The following is a 22,955-nucleotide window of genomic DNA, read 5'->3' as shown; positions in this document are numbered from 1 at the left end:
ATGAAAGGATTACTGAACTTCGCCGCTCTCGTTAGCTTTCTCTCCATGAATTCGCTTGCTCTTGCATCTGAGTGCCCTGATATTCTTCAAGGTAAGCAAAGGTTGTTAAACTCAACGGAAGAAGTCGATCTATGCGAAAGCTTTAAGGGAAAGACACTACTAATCGTCAATACAGCAAGCCAGTGCGGCTTCACTCCTCAGTTTGAACAGTTAGAAACCCTCTATCAAACTTACAAAGACCAAAACTTCACCGTTATCGGTTTCCCGAGCAATGACTTTCGACAAGATAGAGGAAGCGAAACAAACACAGCGAAAGTCTGTTATCTCGATTACGGGGTCACCTTTCCAATGATGGCTCGCTCTTCAGTATTAGGTGTAGATGCGAACCCAGTCTTCAACCAGATTACTAACCAAGCAGGCATAAAACCAAAATGGAACTTCTACAAGTTTCTAATTAGCTCTGAAGGTAAAGTTATTGCTACTTTTCCAAGCTCCACATCACCGACAAGTACTACGCTTACCAATATGATAGAGCAACAATTATAAGGTGACGACCATGACAACACGCTCAACCATGCTACAACTCGGTTACTTAGGCCTGGTTCCATTTGTGTTTAGTTTAGGGCTGATTTTCACTGACATCTCATTCTTCAATTTAAGTGGTCAGCAATTTTTCATCGCATATAGCGCCGTTATATTAAGTTTTTTATCCGGCATCCTTTGGGGTAATGGCATTGAGCATTACTACCATCGCCTTAGCCGAAATATATTAATTCTCAGCAACCTTTTTGTCTTACTGGCTTGGGGCGCATTACTGCAGGGCCACAAACATTACGCAGTCGCAACCCTACTCTTAGCAATTGGGTACCTTGCTGTTTGGTATGCAGAAAAGCTCGTGAGGAAAGTCGAACAAGACGCCGAGCCCAAGGGATATCAAGGAATGAGGAGCAAACTGACCTTCGGCGTAATCGTAATGCACGGATTGGCTTTAGTTTCATAACCTGGTCTGTCCAGTACTAAGATCACAAAAAAACGTCTTTTTATAAAACAATGTTTATTTCGTGAATGCACACATATTTTGAACACTGTTTTGTTTCATTTATGAATCAATCCACATATAAGTAATTCAAAGCATTCACAAAGGATATGAATATGTTTTTTCGCAAACTTTTGTTTAGCACTGCGATGATCAATGCAACGACAGGTTGCGTGTCTTACCAGGCACAACAAGCCGCCGCTCAAACAGTAAATAATACAGGCGCTGTGCTTACCAATGTGATTAAAACCACGATTGCTCAGCCATGTAATGTTGCAATCACTGCTGCTAGCTTGTTTTATCCGCATGCCATATTTATGACTAGTGTTCCGACTCAAGCATGTACAAGCGTTCTTAGATAATACGAAAGTGATAAGCATAAAAATGGCGACTCTACCGTCGCCATTTTTAAGCTTCAATGCTATTTACAGTTACAGCGTCAATAAGTAATTAACTAATTGATTGTACTCGTCGTAAGTACGAATTTCGTTGGCCAAAACAATGTATTTATTGTTCACAACCACACCCGGAACCCCTCTTAACGTGCTGGCAGAGAATTGCTTATCAAAACCTTTCTGCATTGAGTTTACGGCGAAACTGTTGTACGCCGCATCAAACTTCTTACCTTCTACGCCATTATCAACGAAGAGTTGTTTCAGCTCAGCTTCGTCTTTTGGCGCTTGTCGCTTTTGATGAATTTGGGCAAACATGGCAGGAATCATTGTATCTTCAACTCCTAGCGACACCATCGTCGCGTAGGACTTGGCCATCGGAATCGCCATATCTCCGCCCATGAACCCCACATGCACCTTTTCAAACTTTGCCTCTTTTGGCAGAGCAGGTTTTAAACGCTCAATAAGCGACTCAAACTTGTAGCAATGTGGGCAATAAAAAGAAAAGAATTCCGTCACAACAGGTTTCGATGCTTTCTTTACATCCAGAACTTTGTAGTGCTTCCCTTCTTCAAATTGCGCTGCATGAGCGGTAAAAGTCAGTAAAAGTGCACTACATAAGGCAAGTAGTTTTTTCATTGTTTATTTCCTTGTGGCATTCAAATGCCAAATCATTTCATTTGGTAAAAAGGGGTAAACCCCAAGTAATTTGAGATGAGGAATTAAACAATCGGAGGACGATAAAGCTTGGTGATCACTGTCACTACTTTTTCGACTAGAGGCCTATCAATCAAAGCAAGGCTATAAGGAAGAAGCAGTAAGTCGTTTTGAGATAAGTTGGCGGGAATTTTGACCATGCAGGAAGAGCTACAACTCGTGTGAGATTGTTGTGCCTTATTGATGGCTGACTCATCGTGATGTGATTCTACGCAGTCGTCATTGACGCCAAGTTGTTTGTGCAGAGCAGCCTGTTGAACAATAAGATCGCGTACTTCAATTGTTTTCATCGGAGCGGAAGCCTCCGCCACAGGAGCGACACTACTCAAAAGCATAGCAACTAAGCAAACTATCGCAGTCAACAATGTACGGTTAAACTTCAACATAGCTACATCAAGGAAAATGGTGATTTAAGATAATACATGATAACGATTTGACTTCAAGATACGGACTCTCGGCTCGCTAACAAACTCTGTTCTTTGACCATTTTAGGCTAGTGAATTTTCTCTCTAACGCTCCCTCAGTACACGAAACCAGCACAACGAGCTATTCACCGTTCGGATACTCCCCTCATCAGATACCAGCAACAATTCGATAAAACTTGAAATCATTATGAAACACGAGTAATAGTTAGAACGGTTTTTGTACGAACAAGGAAAGATCAATGCTTAAAAAAAGATTCTTTAAGACAAAAGATGAAGTCGAAGTCACGTTCGAGCTAGATAAAGATCAGTGGGACTCTGTCCAAATTGCTGGAGACTTCAACAACTGGCAGCCAGAACCGATGAAATTAGTGAAGAAAAGTCGTCAGTTTAAATTTAAAACCCGCTTACCTAAAGCGCAGAATGTTCAGTTCCGTTACTTGCTCGATGACGCGAAGTGGGAAAATGACCCACAAGCTGATGCTTACGTTCCAAATGCATTTGGCAGCGACAACAGCGTCGTATGTACCACCGAATAAGCGGTAATTTCGCTTTAAGATTCCATACCTAGGCGCAAACGTTGCGCCTTTTTACATCTCTCGAAATGTGATTGGTGATTAGATTTAAATCATTAATTGTCAATTTTATCCAGTTAACTCATCCGATAACCTTATTCTGAGAAAGCTTTATTTGAAATAATTCGTAAATTTGTTTAAGTTCCATTGATATTAAATATTGTATACATCACTTAAATGAACGCACAACAAATCAAACCATCTCTAATCATTGTGGAAGACGATCCCAAATTACAAACTATGTTGGGAGAGTATTTTGTTGAACAAGGTTTTCAGGTCAAATGTATCGACAATGGGACGGACGCACCCAATGCGATTATTGACACACAACCAGACGTGGTGCTGTTAGATTTGATGCTACCCGGGCAAGATGGTCTGAGTGTATGTCGTCAAATCCGAGAATGCTACAAAGGCAAAGTGTTGATGCTGACAGCAAGTGATGATGACTTCGATCATGTCGCCGCATTAGAAATAGGCGCAGATGACTTTGTTACTAAACCCATCAAACCTCGCGTATTGCTGGCTCGTATTCGCATGCTATTAAGAAGAAAAGAGGCGGCGCCTACCGAGTCCGAAAACGGCCTACAAATTGGTGTTCTGTGTTTAAACCGATTGCGTAAATCGTGCGTAATGAACCAAGAAGAAATTGCGCTGACAGACGGCGAGTTCGATTTGTTGTGGGTTCTTGCAACGCATGCTGAAAAAACACTATCACGCGAGTGGCTGACCAAAACACTGCGTGGTATTGAATACGATGGAACAGACCGCACCATTGATAATCGCATAGTGACACTGAGAAAGAAGCTAGGCGATGCTTCTTGCTCACCACAAAAAATCATTACCGTTCGCGGCAAAGGCTACCTATTTATGCCTGATGCATGGAATGAATAATGAGACGGATTTATCTGGAAAGCTTTGTTGGCCTTATCATTCTGTTTATGGCTAGCTTGTGGGGATACGAGTTCTTAGTTTATGAGATCAACACAGATTATGACTACCTGTTACAAGAGCATGAGGGTCAAGCTTTTCACGATCTGATCTACCCTATCTATAAAGAACACGGATTAGAATATACTCAACAACAGTTGGAACAATTTGCCACATCAAGCCATCGTTTGTTGGTGCCTCATACGCTTGAAGAGCTTCCAACAGACATCAAAAAGGCGTTTGAAAGTGATACCTCCGTTAACGTCGCTTACGATGAAGAAAGGGATATCTGGTTCCGCCTAGATGCGAGCACGCCTATCTTTAAAATGAGCGATAATCCGAATAGCCCTGTGGTTAAAGCTGCCAACTTTGATGACAATATCGTTTGGTTGTTCTTTTTAGCTGGATTTGCTCTGTATTGCATATTGTTGATCTGGTTCTTAAGCCGTCGGATTCGAGAGCTAGAGAGAGTGACCGTTGAGTTTGCCTCAGGTAACTTCAAGGCTCGAGCTAGTACCTCAAGCGCTAAGTCTGTTGGGACGTTAAACAAAAGCTTTAACACGATGGCCGATAAAGTATCTCGCTTGATCACTAGCAATAAAATGCTAACTAACGCCGTTGCACATGAATTGCGTACCCCAATCTTCCGCTTACAATGGCAAGCAGATTTGTTATCGGATTCAACCTTAACTGAACAACAGAAAAAGTATGTTTACAGTATCGTCGAAGACATTGACGAGATGGAAGAAATGGTTGAAGAATTGCTTTACTACGCAAAGATGGAGCGTCCTGACACAGCATTACAAACTCAAGAAGAAGTCGTCCTAGTCAACTTAGTCAAAGAATTACGACAGAGATGGCAAAAAGAGACTACGCTCGCTATCTCGCTTCAAGAAGTAAACTCAGAAAACGTTCTCGCGTTTGCTGACCCAAAATTGTTAAAGCGAGCCTTAGATAACTTGCTGCGCAATGCAATGCGGTACGCGGATAAGCAGATTTTAGTAGAGATAAAACACGATCAGCACCGCTGCTTCATCAATGTTCATGATGATGGCATAGGTATTGAAGAAAAGCATTGGCCTCATCTATTCGAACCATTTTACAGCGCGGATGAATCTCGCAACAAAAAGACGAGCGGGTTTGGGCTCGGTTTGGCGATTGTCAGACAGATAATGGAGCTTCAACGTGGAGAAGTTTCGATTTGCCATAGCCCACTTGGAGGAGCTTGCTTCACACTTAGCCTCAAAAAATCAGACAGTTAACTTAACCTTCCTACCCCATTTACAGAAGACGACACTTCAATACACTCAAGCGACAGAGACCAACAATAAAACAGTGTACATTTAATCCATAAGATTCACACACTAAATGGATAGTACTCATGTATAAATCTTTTATCCTGATTATGGCGCTTACTTCTACGCTTACAGCTTGCGCCTACAACCAAAAACCTGTCGTCGACATGACCAATGTTGACCCTAGTACATATGAACAAGACTTTCTTTACTGCCAAGGCTATGCAGAAAATGTCGACAAATCAGAGGCAGCGAAATCTGAAGCCACTAATGGGGCAGTTACAGGCGCATTGATCGGCGCAGCTGCTGGCGCGCTAGAAGACGGATTAGGTGGAGCGGCTGTCGGTGCTGCTGCCGGCGGTGCTGTAGGAGCTGGAGCTGGTGCTTTGAGTGGAACAAATGATTCAACCAAAACCCAATCTCTCGTATTGCGTAAATGTCTCCAGCACAAAGGCTATACCGTCTACGATCTTGATTAAATAAGCACTTTTCTTAAATTATCGCGCGAAGGATTCTATTCACAAATGTTTCACGCTGTAACGATTAATCTCGTTACCTCTCTGGGATATGTGTTCCATCCCAATGCTTAAATAGTAAGGTCATATTTTGAAGCCAGGTAAAACAGGTATACGCCGTGTCATGGATGCGACCGGCTATTCATTTCAAGGATTGAAAGCCGCATGGACACACGAAGCCGCTTTTAGACAAGAATTGATTCTCGCCTTGGTGCTTTCCGTCTATGCTTTTTTCCTTCCTGTCACCACATACGAAAGAGTGCTGATGATCAGTAGCCTGTTCTTGGTATTGATCGTCGAACTCATTAATTCCGCCGTAGAAGCGGTTGTCGACCGTGTTAGCGATGACTGGCACGAGCTCAGTGGTAGAGCCAAAGATATTGGTTCAGCAGCAGTATTTGTTGCGTTAACTCTTGCCCTTTTTATTTGGGCTTCGTTCTTGCTCTAATTTTTATTCAAGACACTCATTATGAAGACACATGATTTACAACAGAGAGGTATCTCTTACGTTACCTTTACTTTCCTGTTGGCGCTGTATTTCGCTCTCGTCGTAAACATCCCTATTTATAAAGAACTGATCGGCATCTTTACACACTTAGATAATGTCAAGATTGGATTTATTATCACAATACCAATTTTCTTTCTTGCCGCGCTCAATTTCCTTTTTAATTTATTTAGTTGGCCTTGGATCGGCAAGCCGTTCTTTATAATTTTAATCATTGTTTCAAGTATGGTGAGCTACGCAAGCTATAACTATGGCACACTTTTCGATTCTGGAATGATTGCCAATATTGTTGAAACCGATTCGAGCGAGGCGAGTTCTTACCTGAGTGCTCACTCTGTAATTTGGACGCTGATTATGGGAGTTATCCCAGCGATAATTATCTTTAAGGTCAAGCTGCAATCTCAACGTCACCAATTACTGTACTTCTCTGTTACCAAATTAGTATCGATGCTGTCGTCGCTAGCTGTCATCGCCGTCATTGCCAGCGTGTACTATCAAGACTACGCATCTGTAGGGCGCAACAATAGCCACCTAAAAAAAATCATCATACCCACCCAGTTCGTTTACAGCGCGACCGGGTATGTGAAGGAGAAATATTTCACCACGCCAGAGCCATATCGAGAAATCGGCACAGATGCAAAGCAGTCAGATAGCGCCGTACAGCAAGCACAGCGCAAACCAACACTACTGGTTTTTGTCGTAGGAGAAACCGCTCGAACGCAGAACTACCAACTCAATGGCTATACACGAGAGACAAACCCTTATACTAGTAAACTGGATGTTATCTTATTTCAAGACGTCGCGTCTTGTGGCACCGCGACTGCTGTATCTGTGCCTTGTATGTTTTCACAGCTCACGCGAAACGAGTTTGAACGCACCAAAGCGGATAACCAGGACAATGCTCTCGATATAATGCTGCGCGCTGGGGTTGACCTCATTTGGAAAGAAAATGACGGTGGGGATAAAGAAGTAGCCCACAAGATCAAGAAAATTGAAGTGGATCGAAAGCAAGTAAACCCTATGTGTAATGGCCAAACTTGTTACGACATGGCGCTATTAGATCATTTTGATCAGGAAGTCGCGGATATGCACGGTAACCGAGTGGTCGCCATGCACCTTATAGGAAGCCACGGTCCGACCTACTTTCAGCGTTACCCAAGAGACAACGCCTTCTTTAAACCAGACTGTCCACGTGCAGACATCGAAAACTGTAGCATCGAACAAATAGTGAACACATATGACAATACAATACGCTACACCGATCTTGTATTGGCAGAAACCATCAAAAAACTTAAAGCGTTAGAGTCTGAGTATAATACCGCGCTAATTTACATATCGGATCACGGTGAGTCACTAGGCGAAAACGGATTGTTCTTACATGGTATGCCTTATGGCCTTGCACCAGATTTCCAAAAACGTGTTCCTTTGATTATGTGGCTGTCTTCGGGCTTTAAACAAGCGAAGCAGATCAATACCGACTGTTTGTATAAACAAGCACAGAATGCAGGCCAATACTCACATGATAACGTGTTCCACTCTTTATTAGGCATTATGGATGTACAAACTCAAGCCTACGATAGCAAGTTAGATATATTCAAAGCCTGCCGAGCCGTTTCCTAAATCATTCAATAAAGCCTGGCTCAAAGTGTGAACCAGGCTTTTTCTAACAAGGTATTTAAACTCATCGCCACGCCAAGCGTTATACTGACAGTCCGCGATCCATACATCGAGATAAGGACTAGGATGAAAATTGGTATTATTGGTCTAGGGGATATCGCTCAGAAAGCGTACCTTCCTGTTATCACTCAGCTTCCAAATATCGAACTTGTATTTTGTACCCGCAACCCAAACACACTTGAGAGCCTGGCTAAGCAGTATCGAATCTCAGAGATCTGCCAAGACTACCAGCAACTTCTGCACTTTGGCGTCGATGCCGTCATGATTCATGCGGCAACAAGCGTACACCCTCAAATAGCGGCATTTTTTCTGCAGCATGGAATTCCAACCTTTGTCGACAAACCATTAGCAAATAGTGCTGATGACGTAGAAAAGCTGTACGACATTGCCGAAAAAGAGAGACAGCCACTCTATGTGGGCTTTAACCGTCGTCACATTCCACTTTACAACCAACATATGCCACAAGTGCAGCAAGGCAACATATCTGACTTAAAGTCGTTACGCTGGGAAAAGAACCGTCACCAACTACCGGGGGATGTTCGTACCTTTATATTTGATGATTTTATTCACCCATTAGACAGCGTTAACGTCACAGCCAAAGCCGATCTAAAAGATGCTTATGTAACTCATCAACTTGAAGGTGGTCAGTTGGCGCGTTTAGATATTCAGTGGCAACATGGAGATACTTTGCTCCACGCCTCGATGAATCGCCACTTCGGTATCACTACAGAGCGCGTTCAAGCTTGTTATGCAAACAAGGCAGTTGAGTTCGACTCCTTCGTTGAAGGCAAACTATGGCAAGCTAACCAAGAGCAAAAAACCAATTTGAAAGACTGGACGCCAATGCTGACGAGTAAAGGTTTCCATTCGATGTTGCTCGATTGGTTTGGCGTCGTTGAGTCTGGAAATATTGCTGATGAAGTAGTAACACGCAACATTGCTAGCCATCGATTGGCAGAGCAAATTTGTCAATATCTCGAGAAAGTTGTCTCTAGATAATGCGATTCTTGGCTATATGCTTGATTGAGTATTACGCTCTATACTAAAAAGACTTGCCTTAGGGAAGGCATTCATTCTCTGTTAAGACTACAGCGATTATTCTATCAATCAGGTCAATGAGGGCACGAAAGCACACATCGACAAAACAGACGGTTTAGATTTGTTTTACGGTGCCCTCAGGTATCTGAATCATCACATTCAAGAATAAAGGAAATAGAATGAGAACACTTGGTAACATCATTTGGTTTGTATTTGGTGGCGTATTTATGGGGTTGCTATGGTGGTTTTTTGGTATTTTGGCCTTTATTAGCATCATCGGAATACCTTGGGGGCGTGCGTGTATCGTTATGGGTAATTTTTCCTTTTTCCCATTCGGTAAAGAGGCCATCTCACGCGATGAATTGACCAATGAAATGGACATTGGTACGAGTCCGCTCGGCGTTATTGGTAACGTCCTTTGGTTTGTGTTTGCAGGCCTTTGGTTAGCTATCGGTCACGTACTTTCTGCCGCAGCATGCTTTGTCACCATAATCGGCATTCCGTTTGCGCTCCAACACCTCAAGCTAGCGGTTATTTCACTCGCACCAATTGGTAAAACGGTTGTATCGTCAGAAGAAGCTGCAATGGCTCGATACAACATCAATCGTTAGCAAAAAGCTAATGCGCTTTCTATCCTCTGGGCAGTCATGCTCAGAGGGTAACGCCCGTCAAAAGTAAGCCTATAATCGCTATCGCATATTCAATAATGGCTGATTGTATATTCATACCGTCACCTTTACGTTGAAGTTTATCCTAGCTCAGCACTGCTTTACTTTTATAATTAATCAATACACCCAAGTGAGTTCAAGATGCTAGACTCATAGCGTCGTCACTGATTCAAACTCCAAGAACGACGTAACGAAAAAGCGAGCTATCCTATGCTCGAAATATGGGTTCTTTCCCCCTCGAAGTAGAGTTCAACAACAAAAAAGACGAACTATAAGCATAGCCAAAATTAATGCTTTTCGACCTAAAATATCTCACATCAATCAAAGAAAGCTTCTAAGATTTTCTCTTTTTGAGTAAATATAGACAGTTACAGTAGCGAAATTCTTCTCGGTAAAAATCCCCACTCAATCTCATGATCAGTTTTTAAAAAAAACAACAAAAATTCGTTGTTATCTAGAGTAATTATTTTATTTGTCGCAGAGCAATTCCATCAATATCATTTGCGACATCGGAGTGCTAGAGCATTGAAATTTTTAGCATTTATCACAGGTATAGAACGTAAAAAACCTTTTATTACTTATTTTTCTTTTTTACATATGTTCTAACTCAACGTCTATTCAGACAGGAATATACCGTGGATAAATATCAAGCAGCTTATGCTAAACGTCTAGAGAAACTAAATGGGGATCCATCTCCTAAAACGATAGCCCGCCTTTCGGCTTGGGATGCGTTTTTTAACAAGGAGTACGAGCTCCAAGACTTGGAATACCAGCTATCGGACGCTGCGCACCAGTACTATGAACAGTCGCATGCGAAGAGCGACATTAGCTTCAAAGAATTCAAACGAGCATTCTATAATGAATCCATCAAAATTTACAATTTAACTGATGGCGCTTCTATCCAGAAAGTATTCACCCCATTACTTTTGCTTACAACGCTCTGGATAGTGTTTGTATGCCTATTTAACAAGTGATCATCAAACTATTCCAACAACGATCAGTATGGGACTACAGGTATGGCTCTATGTAAGGGGGCTAATTGGCTCGGTCTCCTTCACTAAATTAGCGACTCAATTACCCGCAATTCCATAGGCTAAAAGTGACAAGGGCATCCGTTGATGCCCTTTTTATTCAAAGGAACGCAACCTAGACCTTTGGCCCACTTGGGTATAAAACCATTATGCGTTAAGCTGCACGCTATTATCCGATTGATAAAGAGTGGAGCGAAGTGATGGAAAAAGTAGGCTCTCGAGCATTGATTGTCGAAGGTGGAGCCATGCGAGGCGTATTTTCATGCGGCATACTCGATCATTTTCTTGCTAGCGAGTTCTCTCCATTTGATAGCTTTTGGGGAGTGTCTGCGGGTGCTAGCAACTTGGCTGCCTACTTAGCTAAAATGCCCGGACGTAACTTAAAAATCTACCTCGATTACAGCTTAAGAAAAGAATTTATCTCTCCATCTCAACTTCTACGTGGTGGTGATATGATGAACTTAGACTGGATGTGGAATGTCACCCTCGAAGAACTTGGCATCGATAAATCTGCGCTCAAAGCTGATTCACGACCTTTCTTTTTAGGCGTGACGCGTCAAGACAATGGGCAAGCGGAGTACCACCTTCCTGATGTCGACGACTTGGCAGAAACAATGAAAGCCAGCAGCGCACTGCCTGTACTTTACCGAAATGGCGTATCACTGAACGGAATTCAATACGTTGATGGTGGCGTCTCAGACGCACTTCCTGTTGCAGAAGCAATAAAGCGAGGAGCCAAAAAGATTATGGTTTTACGCAGCCAGCCCGCAAGCTATCAAAAGCCAAGAGGAAGATTCAGCGCCCTAACTAGGAGGATGTTGAAAGAAACGCCCGGATTAATTGAACCGATGTTGACACGTGAAGTTCGCTACAATCAGACCTTAGCGCTGATCAACAACCCACCACCTGGTATCGAAATCATTCAAGTGTGTCCTCCTGAAACATTCAAGTTGAAACGGCTGAGTCGATCGCCAGCACCACTGCGTCATGCTTATGAGTTAGGAATTGAAGCAGGAAAGGAAGCCATCATACGATGGAGTCAGAAGTAGAAAAAAGCCACGTGGATTAAACGTGGCTAACGCAAATTCGATGGCAGTGGATTATCGTATTTGCTTCTGGTCGAGCCCAATATTCAGGCTCAAAACTGTTTTAATTTGCTCGCTAACTGAAAAAGCGAGTAGGCAGTCCAAACTAGTAAGTTTCAAACAACCCAGAGTTGTAATCTTGGATGGCTTGTTCTATCTCTTCCATGCTATTCATGACAAAAGGGCCATAATGCACCACGGGTTCATTAATTGGCTCACCAATAAAGATCAGTGCACCACTCTCTTTTTCGGCCTGCAATTCAACCCATTCACCTTTCGATAAAATGGCCATTTCGCCTTGATTGATCTCACGACCTTTTAATTGAATACGACCTTTATAGACATAGAGCATCATGTTGTTGTCTTGCTCCGTGTTCAAATTCAAAGCTTGACCACCCATTGCTCTCCAATCGGCTACCGTGGCGACAACACCTGTCTCTGTTAGCGGCCCCTGAATTCGTTCGTTGTTTATAGTCATATGACCCGCAATCAAACGTACAACCCCCGTATTCGGAGTATCAAACTCAGTGATCGTTTCAGGTTGAAAGTCATGATATTGAGCTGGCTGCATCTTATTTTTCGCAGGCTGGTTAATCCAAATTTGGAAACCATGCAATTCGCCTTCCTTCATAATAGGCATTTCGCTATGGATGACGCCTCTTCCTGCCGCCATCCACTGTGCACCACCGGAACGAAGCTCACCAACATTATCCATATGATCACGATGCTGGAAATGACCTTTCAACATATAAGTAAGCGTCTCAATACCGCGGTGCGGATGCGGAGGGAAACCGCCGATATAGTCAGCGCGGTCTTCTGATTTGAGTTCATCCATCATCAAAAATGGAGAAAAGCTAGCATGATTGAAACCCGATACACGGCGAATTTTCACTCCATCACCATCAGCAGTAGGTTGCGCAGGAATAAGCTGACGAATTTCTCTGAATGTACTCATACTAGTTCTCCTAGTTTATCTTTGTGACCGCTTGCAAGTCGCATGTTCAATCTATGGCTATCGATAAGGTTCTATTTTAGGTTGATGAGCTAAAATTATGAGCCATACTATTCGTTCTACTTATTCAACTTTTTCGAACAATACAATTTATCGAGTTAATAATGAGCACATTTAATTTATCTAAAATAAATGTAGCTATTTTCTAAACAAGGTGTATAGTGTGCCTTGGCTCTTAGAAGAGAGCTGTTAATGCAACATTTAGTTTAAGTTTCCTCTCAGTAAAATCTTGAATCCCCCAATTCAGACACCTGCGTACAACTTCCTCTTGATTGAACATTCAATAGCTTAGAAAAGATCCACAAAACAAATCATAATTTTAATGTTTAATTCAAAGGTATTTTTATGTCTAAAGTAACTGGTTCAGTAAAATGGTTTAACGAAACTAAAGGCTTCGGTTTTCTATCTCAAGACAACGGCGGCCAAGATGTATTCGTACACTTTAACGCTATCGTTTCTGACGGTTTCAAAACACTGACTGAAGGTCAGAAAGTAAGCTTCAATGTAGAGCAAGGTAAAAAAGGTCCTCAAGCGACTGAAGTAACTCCTCTATAAGACTGCTTTTCTTGGTGTAGCATGCCCATGCTGCACCAAACCTCTCTCCTTCAAAAATATTCTTTCATCAATCACTCAGCCTAATTTTAGGCATTGCTTTGTGCTATCTAAAATAAACTGAATAGTACTGCTTAATTTATTATTTATAGGAAAAATCATGTCCTCAAAAAGAACTGGCCGTCAAAGGCATTGGTATCAATTACTTAACAAAGAGAAAATCACTAAAAAACAGGAGAATAAATGTTAGAAATTGAATTTAATTTAGAACAACCTCAAACCTCTTGGAACGCTAAAATACATCAATTAAATGGTGATATTTTACGAAGACACGTATTACCGAAACTTCTTTCTCATAGCTTTATGATCGATTTTGAATATTGTGAGAAAACGCAATCTGGAACTATTCTCTGTGATTCAGGTTCAAAGTTAGGAAGTTTTACTGTTAACTGATTCAGTTTTCATGCATTAATGGATAATGCAACTAATTTGGAAGGTATCCAATGGCTAGAAAAAGTAAGAAGCAGTCAGAAAAAGACAAAAAAGAGTCTGAACAAAACGCGGCGGCGATAAAGCAGAAAACTCGACGCCGCATAGAAGACATTATGGAACAAAGAGAATTTGATAAGTTATTCGATCTATAAATGCTCTCTAGTGCTTTCTCTGCCTTTATCGTTGTGCAAGGTACCGCCACCTACCTGTGCTCAAACGAATCTCCACTCTTTTAGACTACTCTTCTAATTACACGTGCCTCTCACACACGCAAAAACAACTGGCTCCTCTATACTCAAGTGACTTGCAAATAGTCGTTTCGCTCACAGGAAACCCCGTGACTAATGACAGCTAGGTTATTTGCGTATAGCCAAAGCGATATTTTTGCGTATAATCCCTCTCGTTTGCTTCGTATAACCCCAATGATATGGTTTGGGGGTCTCTACCAGTTCCCGCAAAGTGCTGATTACGAAGAGTTGAGATCATCGTGGGTCTTACTCTTTGTGATAGCGTTCGATTTATTTCTATCTATACCTATTCTTAGAGTAACTGCATCCACAATACACATAAGGTGGAATATGAACGCATTTATTCAAGGTCTTCCAAAAGTAGAGCTGCACTTACATATCGAAGGTTCACTTGAGCCGGAACTCTTATTCAAATTAGCAAAACGAAACGGCATCGAGATCCCTTACTCTTCTCCGAGTGAACTACGCAGCGCATATCAGTTCACAGACTTACAATCATTTCTCGACCTCTATTACCAAGGAGCGGGAGTTCTGCGTACGGAGCAAGATTTTTACGATCTCACTTGGGAATACTTACTGCACTGTAAAGAAGACAACGTTGTTCATACCGAAATCTTTTTTGACCCTCAAACACACACAGAACGCGGCATAGACTTTGACACTGTTATCAATGGAATCGCTCGCGCGCTAAAAGATGGTCACGAAAAACTTGGCATTACCTCGCAAATTATTGCGTGTTTTCTCCGTCACCTTTCAGAAGAGAGCGCCATAGAGACCCTACAGGCTATTCTGAAACACCGTGATAAGATCATTGGTGTTGGGCTAGATTCTTCAGAACAAGGTCATCCGCCAGCTAAATTCAAGCGCGTATTTAAACAAGCAGTAGAAGAAGGCTTACTTACCGTTGCTCACGCAGGTGAAGAAGGCCCCGCACAAAATATTAGCGATGCAATTGAAATGCTTTACGTGAGCCGTGTGGATCACGGTGTTCGCTGTGTTGATGATGAAGCATTAGTTGAATCCTTAATCGAAAGCCAAATGCCACTGACAGTGTGTCCGTTATCGAATCTTAAGCTATGTGTATTCGACGATATGAAAGATCACAATATTGTGGATTTGCTACGAAAAGGTGTCGCCGTAACGATTAACTCAGACGATCCTGTGTACTTTGGTGGCTACATGACGGATAACTTTCTGGCCGTCAACAACGCACATCCAATGAGTAAGAGTGAACTTGCCCAATTTACAATGAACGCGATTGATGCCAGCTTTATCGATAACGAGTTAAAGGCGAAATATCGTCACCTTGTTAGCCAATACGTAAACCAGCACGAAGCGTTGCAATAAAGGCATCAGTGCCACGCCTTAGGTCAAACGCGTAGGTATTAAAACCCTACAAAGACTCTGTGGTTAACCGCATTTATAAACGCTAGACTGAGAAAGCTAAACTAGCACACAAAAAGGAATAGAATCATGATTCAACAAGGCCAAGCTCTACCAGTTGCAACTCTTAGTGAGTTGACTGCCGATGGTATGGTTAACCACGACGTTACAGAACTGTTTGCGAACAAGAAAGTCGTACTCTTTGCTGTACCTGGCGCATTCACCCCTACCTGTTCAGAAGCTCATCTACCAGGCTATGTGGTATTAGCTGATGAGCTAAAGGCAAAAGGTGTTGATTTAATTGCTTGCGTTTCTGTAAACGATGCATTTGTGATGCAAGCGTGGGGCGAAGCTCAAAACGCTTCTGAGATTCTGATGTTGGGTGATGGCGACGCTAGCTTTACTAAAGCATTAGGTCTTGAAATGGATACAGGCGGCTTTGGTGGTATTCGCTCACAACGTTACGCGATGATCATTGAAAACGGCACAGTGACTAAGCTTAACGTTGAAGAGCCAAAAGAGTTTGAAGCAAGCAAAGCAGAAACGATTTTAGCGGCGCTTTAAGCTTACTCCTAAATACAAAAACGGAAGCCATCGCTTCCGTTTTTTGTTGGCTAACGCATTCTCACAACACTCGTTTGTTGCTTACGCTGCATTTCCGCAAAAGTCAGCACAAACGGGGATGACTGCTTTACACGGCTTGGTAATGAAGAAAGCGCATTGTAGGCATCCTGTTTCGTTTTAAAATCACCAACAGTTACCGTATACCAACGCGTGCCTCGGCTGTTTTTCCAGTTAACCCAAACCGGATGCTTAGGATCGATATAGCGAATATAATCTTTCACATCTTTTTCTTGCTTTAGCGCGAGTACCTGCATCGTGTAATGGTTTGGGTTTAAATAACCATATGCATCCTGAGAGGTCATGACTCCAACACATTGGCCGCTATCGACCTCCTGCTGGTAAGGCATAGCGCAGCCCATGAGCGATAAAATCAATGTCAAAGATAAAATCTTGTGCACGTGTCACTCCATTCTTGTTCTAGTTTCTTTTCTCTCGCACCCAAAAACACAAAACGCTCTTGGTCAGGTAAAACACACCCTTACAAGAAGGCCTGCGTTTTAACGCAACGAGTATTCCAAAAACGTAAGGCGACCACGTTGGCCGCCTTAGTAAATTGATTTAATAGAACATTAACAAGATAGAGTGATATAGACAGAAGTTCGCTACTGTTTAGAACCAGCTAGCGACCAATTGCTTAAACCAGTCTAAAATTCGCTTGAATAAACTGCCTTCCTCCACGGACTCCAATGCAACGAGCTCGGCTTCATTTACGACCTTACCTTCGACTTTGTAAAGCACTTTACCAACCACTTGTTGCTCAGAAATTGGCGCAACTAAATCACCGTTGTATTCAACTTCCGCTTGCAGATTTTTTACATCTCCTTTTGGCAAAGTGAGATAAACATCGTTAGCTACGCCAACAGTAAGCTCGTCTTTTTCGCCCATCCAAACTCGAGCTTTCGCAAGTTCCGCACCCGCCTCAGTCGGCATTACCGTATCGTAAAAGCGGAAGCCATAACTTAACAGCTGCTTGCTTTCTGATTCACGAACATTCTCGCTCTTCGCTCCCATCACTAAAGCAATCAGACGCATATCACCTTGTATTGCAGAAGTCGCTAGACTATAACCCGCACCGCTTGTATATCCAGTTTTCATGCCATCGACATTCATACTACGATCACGAAGCAAGCCATTACGGTTGTATTGAGTGATGCCATTGTAAGTAAACGAGGTTTCGCTATACAGCGGATAGATATCAGGTAAGTCACGAATAATCGCTTGGCCCAACTTGGCAATATCATAAGGTGTCGAATATAAACCGTCACTGTCTAGGCCGTGAGGGTTGGTGAATGCCGTGTTAGACAATTCAAGCTTGGCGGCCCAACTATTCATCAAACTCACAAACCCTGATTCACTTCCCGCAACATACTCAGCAATAGCAACACTGGCATCGTTACCAGATTGAACAATCAGACCACGGTATAAGTCAGACAAAGAAACGGAAGTATTGACTTCAATAAACATTTTTGAAGAATCTGGGAAATTTTTTGCCCAAGCATTTCGGCTGATGACAACCTCATCATTCAACGTAATATTGCCTGTATTAATTTCTTGACCAGCTACATAAGCAGTCATCAACTTCGTTAAACTCGCGGGGTTTAAACGTTTGTGGGCATCACGTTCAACCAGTACTTTCCCCGTATGGAAGTCCATCAAAACATAACCACGAGAACTGAGTTCCGGCGCATTTGGCACAACTGAAGGCGCAGCATAAGCCAACGAGGATACAGCAGCGAACCCTGTAATTAACACTGTGTGTAATATAGTACTTTTTCTCATCATGACATCTTATCTTAGTAGCATTTAAGGCTTACAAACGGTACCCGAATGAATTCAAAGCGCGGGATTACCTAGTTAAAAAACGAGTATATTGAAACGGCGCTCAGTTACAGCCACCTTGTTACGATTGGTTACTTTTACTCAATGTTTGTCGAAAATAATGAGAGGTAGGTAGAGCTTTCGTCTTGAAGAATGAAACAGGAGCGAAAATAATTCCGTAACGCTATGTTTTTTGAGAGGGGAGAAAAAGCGCGCAAGTCAATTCAGGGAGTAAGTTGGTATAGGAAAAGTAGTTGAGCTTTTATCCATATCTAAATAGGAAACAACAAAAACAATCAACAATAAGCCCAGCTAATTACTTACCAAGAAAACATACTGAAAACGCATCATAAAATCGCAATTAATTATCGATAAATTTAAAAACCTCAGATTATAATTTATGTAAATTTTATTTATTATTAAATCGGAGAAAAATACAGCTTTCCTTTTTTAAAACTAAGAGACGATTTTTTCGATGTTTTTAGGTTTATCTCATCAGAGAACTTGGTATAACAGTGAGGGATAAGGCATCCGGACTTAGCGCGAAAGGATAACCCACTGTTATTTAAGTTCACACGCTGCTTTTTAATGACTAGAGACTTTAAACTGCGGTTACCTTGGGTTTGTGTAGCTATTCTTTGACGTACCCCAACCCAATACGACTCAAACGACGACATCATACATATCCTCTTTCATGATATAAGCATTAATAATTAAACATCGCTAAAAGCTAAGCTTGTCTTAAATAAAAGTACTAGAAATTAATTTTATTTCTTCAAAACAAATCAACCCGCATATTCCACATAAACTTAGTGGTTATGTAAAATATTAATTATCATTAATTTCATTTATAATGGATATAAAATCGGTTTATAATTTTTAAATAATTTAATTATTAGAAAGAAGTATAACCAGTCCATATTTAACATGGAAATATGAGCTTTGTTTTGCATCATAACATATAAATACATTAAAGATTCATCTACGAACTAAATGCTCTTCAATAGGTGATATAAATTAGAATTTCGAGACTAAATGAGAATAAAAATAGCGCACCGTATATGGTGCGCTATAGATTTGATTAAGGTCACTGTATAAGCATAAATAAAACTAAACTCATTTGACGTAGCTAGGCCAAGATTGCTTATGGTTTAAGTTTCAATACTTTATCAATATCTTCTGCGCTGTGGCGCTCAGGTAACTGCTCCCATTCTTCACCCCATGAACGGTTCACAATTCGACCACGTTTTACCGCTTCACGCTCATCAATTACTTTTGCCCAACGCACAACGTTTTTGTAGCTTTCTACGTCTAAGAATTCAGCCGCATCGTAAGCACGACCCAACACAAGGTTGCCGTACCATGGCCATGTTGCGATATCAGCGATGCTGTACTCATCGCCACCTAGGAATTCATTGTTCGCAAGACGCTTGTCTAATACATCTAACTGACGTTTTGCTTCCATTGTAAAGCGGTTGATTGGGTACTCGAACTTCTCTGGTGCGTACGCGTAGAAGTGACCAAAACCACCGCCTAGATATGGCGCAGAACCTTGCAGCCAGAATAACCAGTTCATTACCTCAGCACGCTTAGCGCCTTCTTTTGGTAAGAAATGATCAAACTTCTCTGCTAGATAAAACAAGATGTTGCCAGATTCAAACACGTTCACTGGCTCAGAACCCGAACGGTCAACCAATGCCGGAATTTTAGAGTTTGGGTTAACAGCCACAAAGCCAGAGCCAAACTGGTCACCATCGCCAATCTTAATCAGGTACGCATCGTATTCTGCTGCCGTTACGCCTGCCGCTAAAAGCTCTTCAAACATGATCGTCACTTTCTGACCATTTGGGGTACCCATTGAGTAAAGTTGGAATGGGTGCTCACCAACTGGAAGCTCTTGCTCATGACGTGCGCCAGAATCCGGACGGTTGATGCTCGCCCACTGACCGCCGTTTTCATTATCGTTTGTCCAAACTTTTGGTGGAATGTATTCGTTAGCCATTGTTTTCCCTTATTGTGTTTGAATGCATCTTCAAACTGACGGGTCTTACGCGCCAGCAAGCATTATTAACATCACCTCTTCGCCAACTGCGATTAGGCATACTCAAGATATTAGGTCGAATTCGCTAAATAAAAGTCCTGCAATCTCTTTTAGTTAGAACCTTTGGTTATGGGATTTTCTTTCACGCTATAAGTAAAAACGTCGCGATAATGTGAACTAGGTTCGAGATGCCAACGATGAGTAAGCGACACTCGGCTGCGCACCTCTGTTTGGGGATTTGGAGCAACCGTTGAACTTCAAAGTCACCAAGAGTGACGTTGTTTTGGATACCCTAGTTCAAACCACTTACGTACGTGATAGGCAGTTAAGTTAGATAGTTAGAAAGAAAAACGCCCTTCACTAAATCAATGAAGGGCGTTTTAATGTATTCGAAACCGTTACTTAGCTGATTCAAACAAACCAGTTATACCTTTCAAAGGGAAAAGCCTTGCTTGTTCCAACCCTATCAACGTTACTTTACTAAGGTCATCAATAAAGAAACGACTGGTCATCGTGTGTTTGCCACCATTAATGAAAATCTCGATGACAGAATTGTCGATATATATATCAATCGTCTGCTTAGCGTCCAATCTTGGTGCTTTTCGAATACCACCAAATTCTTCTGCGTACAAATGAGACATGTGACGACGGTCCAACATAAACTCGTGCTCTGTCGCACTAAAGACGATGTTGTCACCTTTGAGGTTACTCAGCTCAAGTTCAAAGCCATCGCCCTCAAGGTCTAATTGGATCAAACAACTTGTGCTTTCCAGTGTATGGGATTGTGCAAAGACCACCTCTTCTTTTCTTAAACTCTCCAGTTCAAGGAGTGGAGTTTGAACAAGAAAACCATCTTTCAACGTTAGTTCTCTAGGAAGAGACAACATTCCTGCCCACTGGTGTGTGACCGATGGTGTATCGATTTCTGGCAACCCTATCCATGCAATAAGAATGCGACGCCCATTCTCATCTAAATAGGTTTGTGGGGCGTAGAAATCAAACCCATAATCTGGCTGCAAAATATCTTGGTGGTTTTCTAAAATCATCGACTCTAGGTTCAACTGCTCACCCACGATATACGCAACAGAATAGATGTTTTTGAAATCATAAGGATTATTACTGCTCACGCCCTGTGGAGAAAACAGCATCACCGATTGACCATTAATCTCAAAGAAATCAGGACACTCCCACATGTACCCAAGGTCAGAAAACTTGGTCTTGATAGGACCTTTATGCTGCCACGTTTTCAAATCTTTGCTTTGATAGAGCGCCATTGAACCATGCTCAGTTTTGGTTTGAGCACCCACCACCATCAAATAGTCGTCGCCTTTCTTCCAAACTTTTGGATCACGAAAGTGCTCCGTGTAATGTTCGTTCTCAATGACCACACCATGCTTTTCAATGTTGCCATCTGAATCCATGGTGGCAAAACATTGTGTTGGGATTCGATTCCAGTTTTGGTCACGCTTATTACCAGTAAAAAACAGCAAAGCCTTGTTGTTTTCCACCAAAGCACCGCCCGAATAGACACCATGTGAATCGTAGTCTTGGTCGGGATGAAGACCCACATCATGATCAGTAAAATGGATGAAGTCTTTAGTAGAAAGGTGGTACCAATACTTCATTCCATGGACTGGTCCCACAGGCGTCCACTGGTAAAAGATGTGGTGCTCACCATTGAAATAGCACAACCCATTTGGGTCATTTAACAGCCCAAATCTAGGGGCGATATGAAAACTAGGAAAGCCTTTATCTTGCTGACGTGAAAGTGTCATTTCTTCGATATCACACTGAGGGATTTGCTCAAGTCGGCGATATCTTTGCTCTACAGTCCAACGGTTGTTTAAGCTCATAATTTTTCTCAACTGAAATTGGATCTGGAGATCATTGCCCAATAAATTGCAGCAATTCTGTCTGGGTCGGAAGCGCGGTCATTGCGCCTTTTTGCGTCGTCGCTAATGCACCACAGCCATTTGCCCATTGAATCGCAGAGCTAACAACAGGATGATTTTTCCAATCGTCATACCTAGACAGGCATGCCAGTAGCCCTCCGACAAAAGCATCACCCGCACCTGTGGTATCAATCGGACTAACGACTTGACCTGTGATCAGTTCACTCTGACTTTCAAAGACGCGCCAAACACCTTTCGCACCTTGTGTCACCAAGACCAAAGCAATATTCAAAGCGGCTATTTGTTGTAAACCTTGCGCCATCGATGTTGAGTCAGTTAAGAACAAAAGCTCTTCTTCAGAGAACTTAACCACATCGGCCATCGCTACAGCCTTCATCACGACAGCTTGGATTTCTGATTGATCTTGCCACACTTCATCACGCAAGTTAGGGTCAAAGCTAATGAAACCACCAGCGGCTTTTACTCTTTTGATCGCCTCAAATGTGCTGCTTCGACTTGGCTCATTTGCCAGTGAAATCGAGCAGACATGCAGCCAATCACCTTGCTTAAAGTTAGGGATGTCTTCAACAGACATAAACTGATCAGCGCTCGGTTTTACCATAAACGTAAAGCTGCGCTCACCTTGCTCGTCTAAATCCACCACCACTGTTGATGTTCTTTGCTCAGGATCTTTAACGAGAAACTCCGTGCTCACGCCCTCTTGATCGAGCGTTGATTGCATGAATCGACCAAATGGGTCATCACCTACACGTCCAAAAAACGCACTCTTACCAGATAGACGAGCAATAGCTACGGCGACATTCGCTGGTGCACCACCGGGACATTTGAGTAAAGAAGTCTCAGATTCCGGTATTAGATCGACAACAGCATCACCAGTTACCCACACTTGATTCATCTTGCTTACCTTGAAATTAAAGCCCTGATAGTCCAACGTGTTGAACACCTTCACTACCAAGTAAAAATTGAAAAAGGCTAGCCAAGCCATTAGT

Annotated in this window: 26 protein-coding genes, 1 pseudogene and 1 riboswitch; of the genes and pseudogenes, 19 read left to right on the top strand and 8 right to left on the bottom strand. The window is 42.2% G+C overall.

Translation table 11 applies throughout. From position 1 onward, the window contains the following. From R7R24_RS00455 to R7R24_RS00445, 3 genes are all read left to right on the top strand, one after another. Entirely contained in the window at positions 1-546 is a 546-nt protein-coding gene (locus R7R24_RS00455; protein WP_005373657.1) for a glutathione peroxidase, read from the top strand. Between the two features lie 10 nt (positions 547-556). Continuing rightward, the gene (locus R7R24_RS00450; RefSeq protein ID WP_042522685.1) at positions 557-1,000 is read left to right on the top strand and encodes a DUF3429 domain-containing protein; all 444 of its coding nucleotides are present in this window, start codon (positions 557-559) and stop codon (positions 998-1,000) included. A gap of 152 nt (positions 1,001-1,152) precedes the next feature. Continuing rightward, positions 1,153-1,398: a hypothetical protein gene (locus tag R7R24_RS00445; RefSeq protein ID WP_005373664.1), complete on the top strand. Its 246-nt coding sequence runs from the start codon at positions 1,153-1,155 to the stop codon at positions 1,396-1,398. Between the two features lie 69 nt (positions 1,399-1,467). Here the strand turns inward: R7R24_RS00445 and R7R24_RS00440 are convergent, their stop codons facing one another. Both R7R24_RS00440 and R7R24_RS00435 read right to left on the bottom strand, forming a co-directional pair. Then, entirely contained in the window at positions 1,468-2,067 is a 600-nt protein-coding gene (locus R7R24_RS00440; RefSeq protein ID WP_005373667.1) for a thiol:disulfide interchange protein DsbA/DsbL, read from the bottom strand. 83 nt (positions 2,068-2,150) lie between these two features. After that, positions 2,151-2,531, bottom strand: coding sequence for a hypothetical protein (locus tag R7R24_RS00435; RefSeq protein WP_054577748.1), 381 nt, complete (start codon positions 2,529-2,531; stop codon positions 2,151-2,153). Between the two features lie 278 nt (positions 2,532-2,809). Here R7R24_RS00435 and R7R24_RS00430 point away from each other — a divergent pair, with 278 nt between their 5' ends. From R7R24_RS00430 to R7R24_RS00385, 10 genes are all read left to right on the top strand, one after another. After that, a complete protein-coding gene (locus R7R24_RS00430) occupies positions 2,810-3,106 on the top strand; it encodes an isoamylase early set domain-containing protein (RefSeq protein ID WP_005373671.1) in 297 nt (98 codons plus the stop codon). 213 nt (positions 3,107-3,319) lie between these two features. Beyond that, positions 3,320-4,033, top strand: a complete 714-nt coding sequence (locus R7R24_RS00425; RefSeq protein WP_005373673.1) for a response regulator — start codon at positions 3,320-3,322, stop codon at positions 4,031-4,033. Then, the gene (locus R7R24_RS00420) at positions 4,033-5,331 is read left to right on the top strand and encodes an ATP-binding protein (RefSeq protein WP_132937026.1); all 1,299 of its coding nucleotides are present in this window, start codon (positions 4,033-4,035) and stop codon (positions 5,329-5,331) included. Before R7R24_RS00425 ends, R7R24_RS00420 begins: the two co-directional genes overlap by 1 nt. A gap of 119 nt (positions 5,332-5,450) precedes the next feature. Beyond that, complete coding sequence (locus tag R7R24_RS00415; RefSeq protein WP_005385575.1) at positions 5,451-5,843, top strand: hypothetical protein; 393 nt, start codon at positions 5,451-5,453, stop codon at positions 5,841-5,843. Between the two features lie 127 nt (positions 5,844-5,970). Then, positions 5,971-6,327 carry a diacylglycerol kinase gene (locus tag R7R24_RS00410; protein WP_031778834.1) on the top strand — a complete coding sequence of 119 codons (357 nt, stop codon included), beginning with the start codon at positions 5,971-5,973 and terminating at the stop codon, positions 6,325-6,327. A gap of 21 nt (positions 6,328-6,348) precedes the next feature. Next, a complete protein-coding gene (locus tag R7R24_RS00405; protein WP_213883390.1) occupies positions 6,349-8,004 on the top strand; it encodes a phosphoethanolamine transferase in 1,656 nt (551 codons plus the stop codon). A 123-nt stretch (positions 8,005-8,127) separates the two neighbouring features. After that, entirely contained in the window at positions 8,128-9,060 is a 933-nt protein-coding gene (locus R7R24_RS00400; protein WP_005373683.1) for a Gfo/Idh/MocA family protein, read from the top strand. A gap of 218 nt (positions 9,061-9,278) precedes the next feature. After that, on the top strand, positions 9,279-9,710 hold the full coding sequence (locus R7R24_RS00395) for a YccF domain-containing protein (RefSeq protein WP_005373685.1): 432 nt from the start codon (positions 9,279-9,281) through the stop codon (positions 9,708-9,710). 692 nt (positions 9,711-10,402) lie between these two features. Further along, the gene (locus tag R7R24_RS00390; RefSeq protein ID WP_005373686.1) at positions 10,403-10,741 is read left to right on the top strand and encodes a hypothetical protein; all 339 of its coding nucleotides are present in this window, start codon (positions 10,403-10,405) and stop codon (positions 10,739-10,741) included. A 257-nt stretch (positions 10,742-10,998) separates the two neighbouring features. Then, positions 10,999-11,847, top strand: a complete 849-nt coding sequence (locus R7R24_RS00385) for a patatin family protein (RefSeq protein ID WP_005373688.1) — start codon at positions 10,999-11,001, stop codon at positions 11,845-11,847. Positions 11,848-11,989: 142 nt separating this feature from the next. Here the strand turns inward: R7R24_RS00385 and R7R24_RS00380 are convergent, their stop codons facing one another. Continuing rightward, the gene (locus tag R7R24_RS00380) at positions 11,990-12,838 is read right to left on the bottom strand and encodes a pirin family protein (RefSeq protein ID WP_005373689.1); all 849 of its coding nucleotides are present in this window, start codon (positions 12,836-12,838) and stop codon (positions 11,990-11,992) included. Between the two features lie 402 nt (positions 12,839-13,240). Here R7R24_RS00380 and R7R24_RS00375 point away from each other — a divergent pair, with 402 nt between their 5' ends. From R7R24_RS00375 to R7R24_RS00355, 5 genes are all read left to right on the top strand, one after another. Continuing rightward, on the top strand, positions 13,241-13,450 hold the full coding sequence (locus R7R24_RS00375; protein ID WP_005373691.1) for a cold-shock protein: 210 nt from the start codon (positions 13,241-13,243) through the stop codon (positions 13,448-13,450). 240 nt (positions 13,451-13,690) lie between these two features. Next, positions 13,691-13,900, top strand: a complete 210-nt coding sequence (locus R7R24_RS00370; protein ID WP_005373692.1) for a hypothetical protein — start codon at positions 13,691-13,693, stop codon at positions 13,898-13,900. Between the two features lie 50 nt (positions 13,901-13,950). After that, a complete protein-coding gene (locus R7R24_RS00365; protein ID WP_005373694.1) occupies positions 13,951-14,091 on the top strand; it encodes a PA3496 family putative envelope integrity protein in 141 nt (46 codons plus the stop codon). A gap of 237 nt (positions 14,092-14,328) precedes the next feature. Next, positions 14,329-14,428: riboswitch (purine riboswitch) on the top strand. Between the two features lie 89 nt (positions 14,429-14,517). Then, a complete protein-coding gene (locus tag R7R24_RS00360) occupies positions 14,518-15,534 on the top strand; it encodes an adenosine deaminase (RefSeq protein ID WP_005373696.1) in 1,017 nt (338 codons plus the stop codon). A gap of 126 nt (positions 15,535-15,660) precedes the next feature. After that, on the top strand, positions 15,661-16,134 hold the full coding sequence (locus R7R24_RS00355) for a peroxiredoxin (RefSeq protein ID WP_005373699.1): 474 nt from the start codon (positions 15,661-15,663) through the stop codon (positions 16,132-16,134). Positions 16,135-16,184: 50 nt separating this feature from the next. Here R7R24_RS00355 and R7R24_RS00350 read toward each other — a convergent pair whose 3' ends face one another. The 3 genes from R7R24_RS00350 to yghU form a co-directional block, all read right to left on the bottom strand. Continuing rightward, positions 16,185-16,592 carry an SPOR domain-containing protein gene (locus tag R7R24_RS00350; RefSeq protein WP_005373701.1) on the bottom strand — a complete coding sequence of 136 codons (408 nt, stop codon included), beginning with the start codon at positions 16,590-16,592 and terminating at the stop codon, positions 16,185-16,187. A 211-nt stretch (positions 16,593-16,803) separates the two neighbouring features. Then, positions 16,804-17,973, bottom strand: a complete 1,170-nt coding sequence (locus R7R24_RS00345; RefSeq protein WP_206946590.1) for a D-alanyl-D-alanine carboxypeptidase family protein — start codon at positions 17,971-17,973, stop codon at positions 16,804-16,806. A 1,183-nt stretch (positions 17,974-19,156) separates the two neighbouring features. Beyond that, positions 19,157-20,014 carry a glutathione-dependent disulfide-bond oxidoreductase gene (yghU, locus tag R7R24_RS00340; RefSeq protein WP_005373705.1) on the bottom strand — a complete coding sequence of 286 codons (858 nt, stop codon included), beginning with the start codon at positions 20,012-20,014 and terminating at the stop codon, positions 19,157-19,159. 253 nt (positions 20,015-20,267) lie between these two features. On the opposite strand from yghU, the pseudogene R7R24_RS00335 reads away from it, so the two are divergent. Then, positions 20,268-20,387: pseudogene (locus R7R24_RS00335) on the top strand (dihydrofolate reductase); the annotation flags it as partial. A gap of 64 nt (positions 20,388-20,451) precedes the next feature. On the opposite strand, the gene R7R24_RS00330 reads toward R7R24_RS00335, so the two are convergent. Both R7R24_RS00330 and R7R24_RS00325 read right to left on the bottom strand, forming a co-directional pair. Further along, on the bottom strand, positions 20,452-21,906 hold the full coding sequence (locus R7R24_RS00330; protein WP_054577740.1) for a sucrose-6-phosphate hydrolase: 1,455 nt from the start codon (positions 21,904-21,906) through the stop codon (positions 20,452-20,454). A 31-nt stretch (positions 21,907-21,937) separates the two neighbouring features. After that, positions 21,938-22,861, bottom strand: a complete 924-nt coding sequence (locus R7R24_RS00325) for an aminoimidazole riboside kinase (protein WP_054577739.1) — start codon at positions 22,859-22,861, stop codon at positions 21,938-21,940. Positions 22,862-22,955 lie beyond the last annotated feature (94 nt).

This window comes from Vibrio sp. 704 (assembly GCF_033339295.1).
The sequence above is the reverse complement of the archived record's forward strand: the minus strand, read 5'-3'. Positions and strand labels throughout refer to the sequence as shown.

Excerpts from the sequence above, each read along its gene's own strand:
- R7R24_RS00455 (WP_005373657.1), top strand. The coding sequence starts at position 1 with ATGAAAGGATTACTGAACTTCGCCGCTCTCGTTAGCTTTCTCTCCATG.
- R7R24_RS00450 (WP_042522685.1), top strand. The coding sequence starts at position 557 with ATGACAACACGCTCAACCATGCTACAACTCGGTTACTTAGGCCTGGTT.
- R7R24_RS00445 (WP_005373664.1), top strand. The coding sequence starts at position 1,153 with ATGTTTTTTCGCAAACTTTTGTTTAGCACTGCGATGATCAATGCAACG.
- R7R24_RS00440 (WP_005373667.1), bottom strand. The coding sequence starts at position 2,067 with ATGAAAAAACTACTTGCCTTATGTAGTGCACTTTTACTGACTTTTACC.
- R7R24_RS00435 (WP_054577748.1), bottom strand. The coding sequence starts at position 2,531 with ATGTTGAAGTTTAACCGTACATTGTTGACTGCGATAGTTTGCTTAGTT.
- R7R24_RS00430 (WP_005373671.1), top strand. The coding sequence starts at position 2,810 with ATGCTTAAAAAAAGATTCTTTAAGACAAAAGATGAAGTCGAAGTCACG.
- R7R24_RS00425 (WP_005373673.1), top strand. The coding sequence starts at position 3,320 with ATGAACGCACAACAAATCAAACCATCTCTAATCATTGTGGAAGACGAT.
- R7R24_RS00420 (WP_132937026.1), top strand. The coding sequence starts at position 4,033 with ATGAGACGGATTTATCTGGAAAGCTTTGTTGGCCTTATCATTCTGTTT.
- R7R24_RS00415 (WP_005385575.1), top strand. The coding sequence starts at position 5,451 with ATGTATAAATCTTTTATCCTGATTATGGCGCTTACTTCTACGCTTACA.
- R7R24_RS00405 (WP_213883390.1), top strand. The coding sequence starts at position 6,349 with ATGAAGACACATGATTTACAACAGAGAGGTATCTCTTACGTTACCTTT.
- R7R24_RS00400 (WP_005373683.1), top strand. The coding sequence starts at position 8,128 with ATGAAAATTGGTATTATTGGTCTAGGGGATATCGCTCAGAAAGCGTAC.
- R7R24_RS00395 (WP_005373685.1), top strand. The coding sequence starts at position 9,279 with ATGAGAACACTTGGTAACATCATTTGGTTTGTATTTGGTGGCGTATTT.
- R7R24_RS00385 (WP_005373688.1), top strand. The coding sequence starts at position 10,999 with ATGGAAAAAGTAGGCTCTCGAGCATTGATTGTCGAAGGTGGAGCCATG.
- R7R24_RS00380 (WP_005373689.1), bottom strand. The coding sequence starts at position 12,838 with ATGAGTACATTCAGAGAAATTCGTCAGCTTATTCCTGCGCAACCTACT.
- R7R24_RS00375 (WP_005373691.1), top strand. The coding sequence starts at position 13,241 with ATGTCTAAAGTAACTGGTTCAGTAAAATGGTTTAACGAAACTAAAGGC.
- R7R24_RS00370 (WP_005373692.1), top strand. The coding sequence starts at position 13,691 with ATGTTAGAAATTGAATTTAATTTAGAACAACCTCAAACCTCTTGGAAC.
- R7R24_RS00365 (WP_005373694.1), top strand. The coding sequence starts at position 13,951 with ATGGCTAGAAAAAGTAAGAAGCAGTCAGAAAAAGACAAAAAAGAGTCT.
- R7R24_RS00360 (WP_005373696.1), top strand. The coding sequence starts at position 14,518 with ATGAACGCATTTATTCAAGGTCTTCCAAAAGTAGAGCTGCACTTACAT.
- R7R24_RS00355 (WP_005373699.1), top strand. The coding sequence starts at position 15,661 with ATGATTCAACAAGGCCAAGCTCTACCAGTTGCAACTCTTAGTGAGTTG.
- R7R24_RS00345 (WP_206946590.1), bottom strand. The coding sequence starts at position 17,973 with ATGAGAAAAAGTACTATATTACACACAGTGTTAATTACAGGGTTCGCT.
- yghU (WP_005373705.1), bottom strand. The coding sequence starts at position 20,014 with ATGGCTAACGAATACATTCCACCAAAAGTTTGGACAAACGATAATGAA.
- R7R24_RS00330 (WP_054577740.1), bottom strand. The coding sequence starts at position 21,906 with ATGAGCTTAAACAACCGTTGGACTGTAGAGCAAAGATATCGCCGACTT.
- R7R24_RS00325 (WP_054577739.1), bottom strand. The coding sequence starts at position 22,861 with ATGAATCAAGTGTGGGTAACTGGTGATGCTGTTGTCGATCTAATACCG.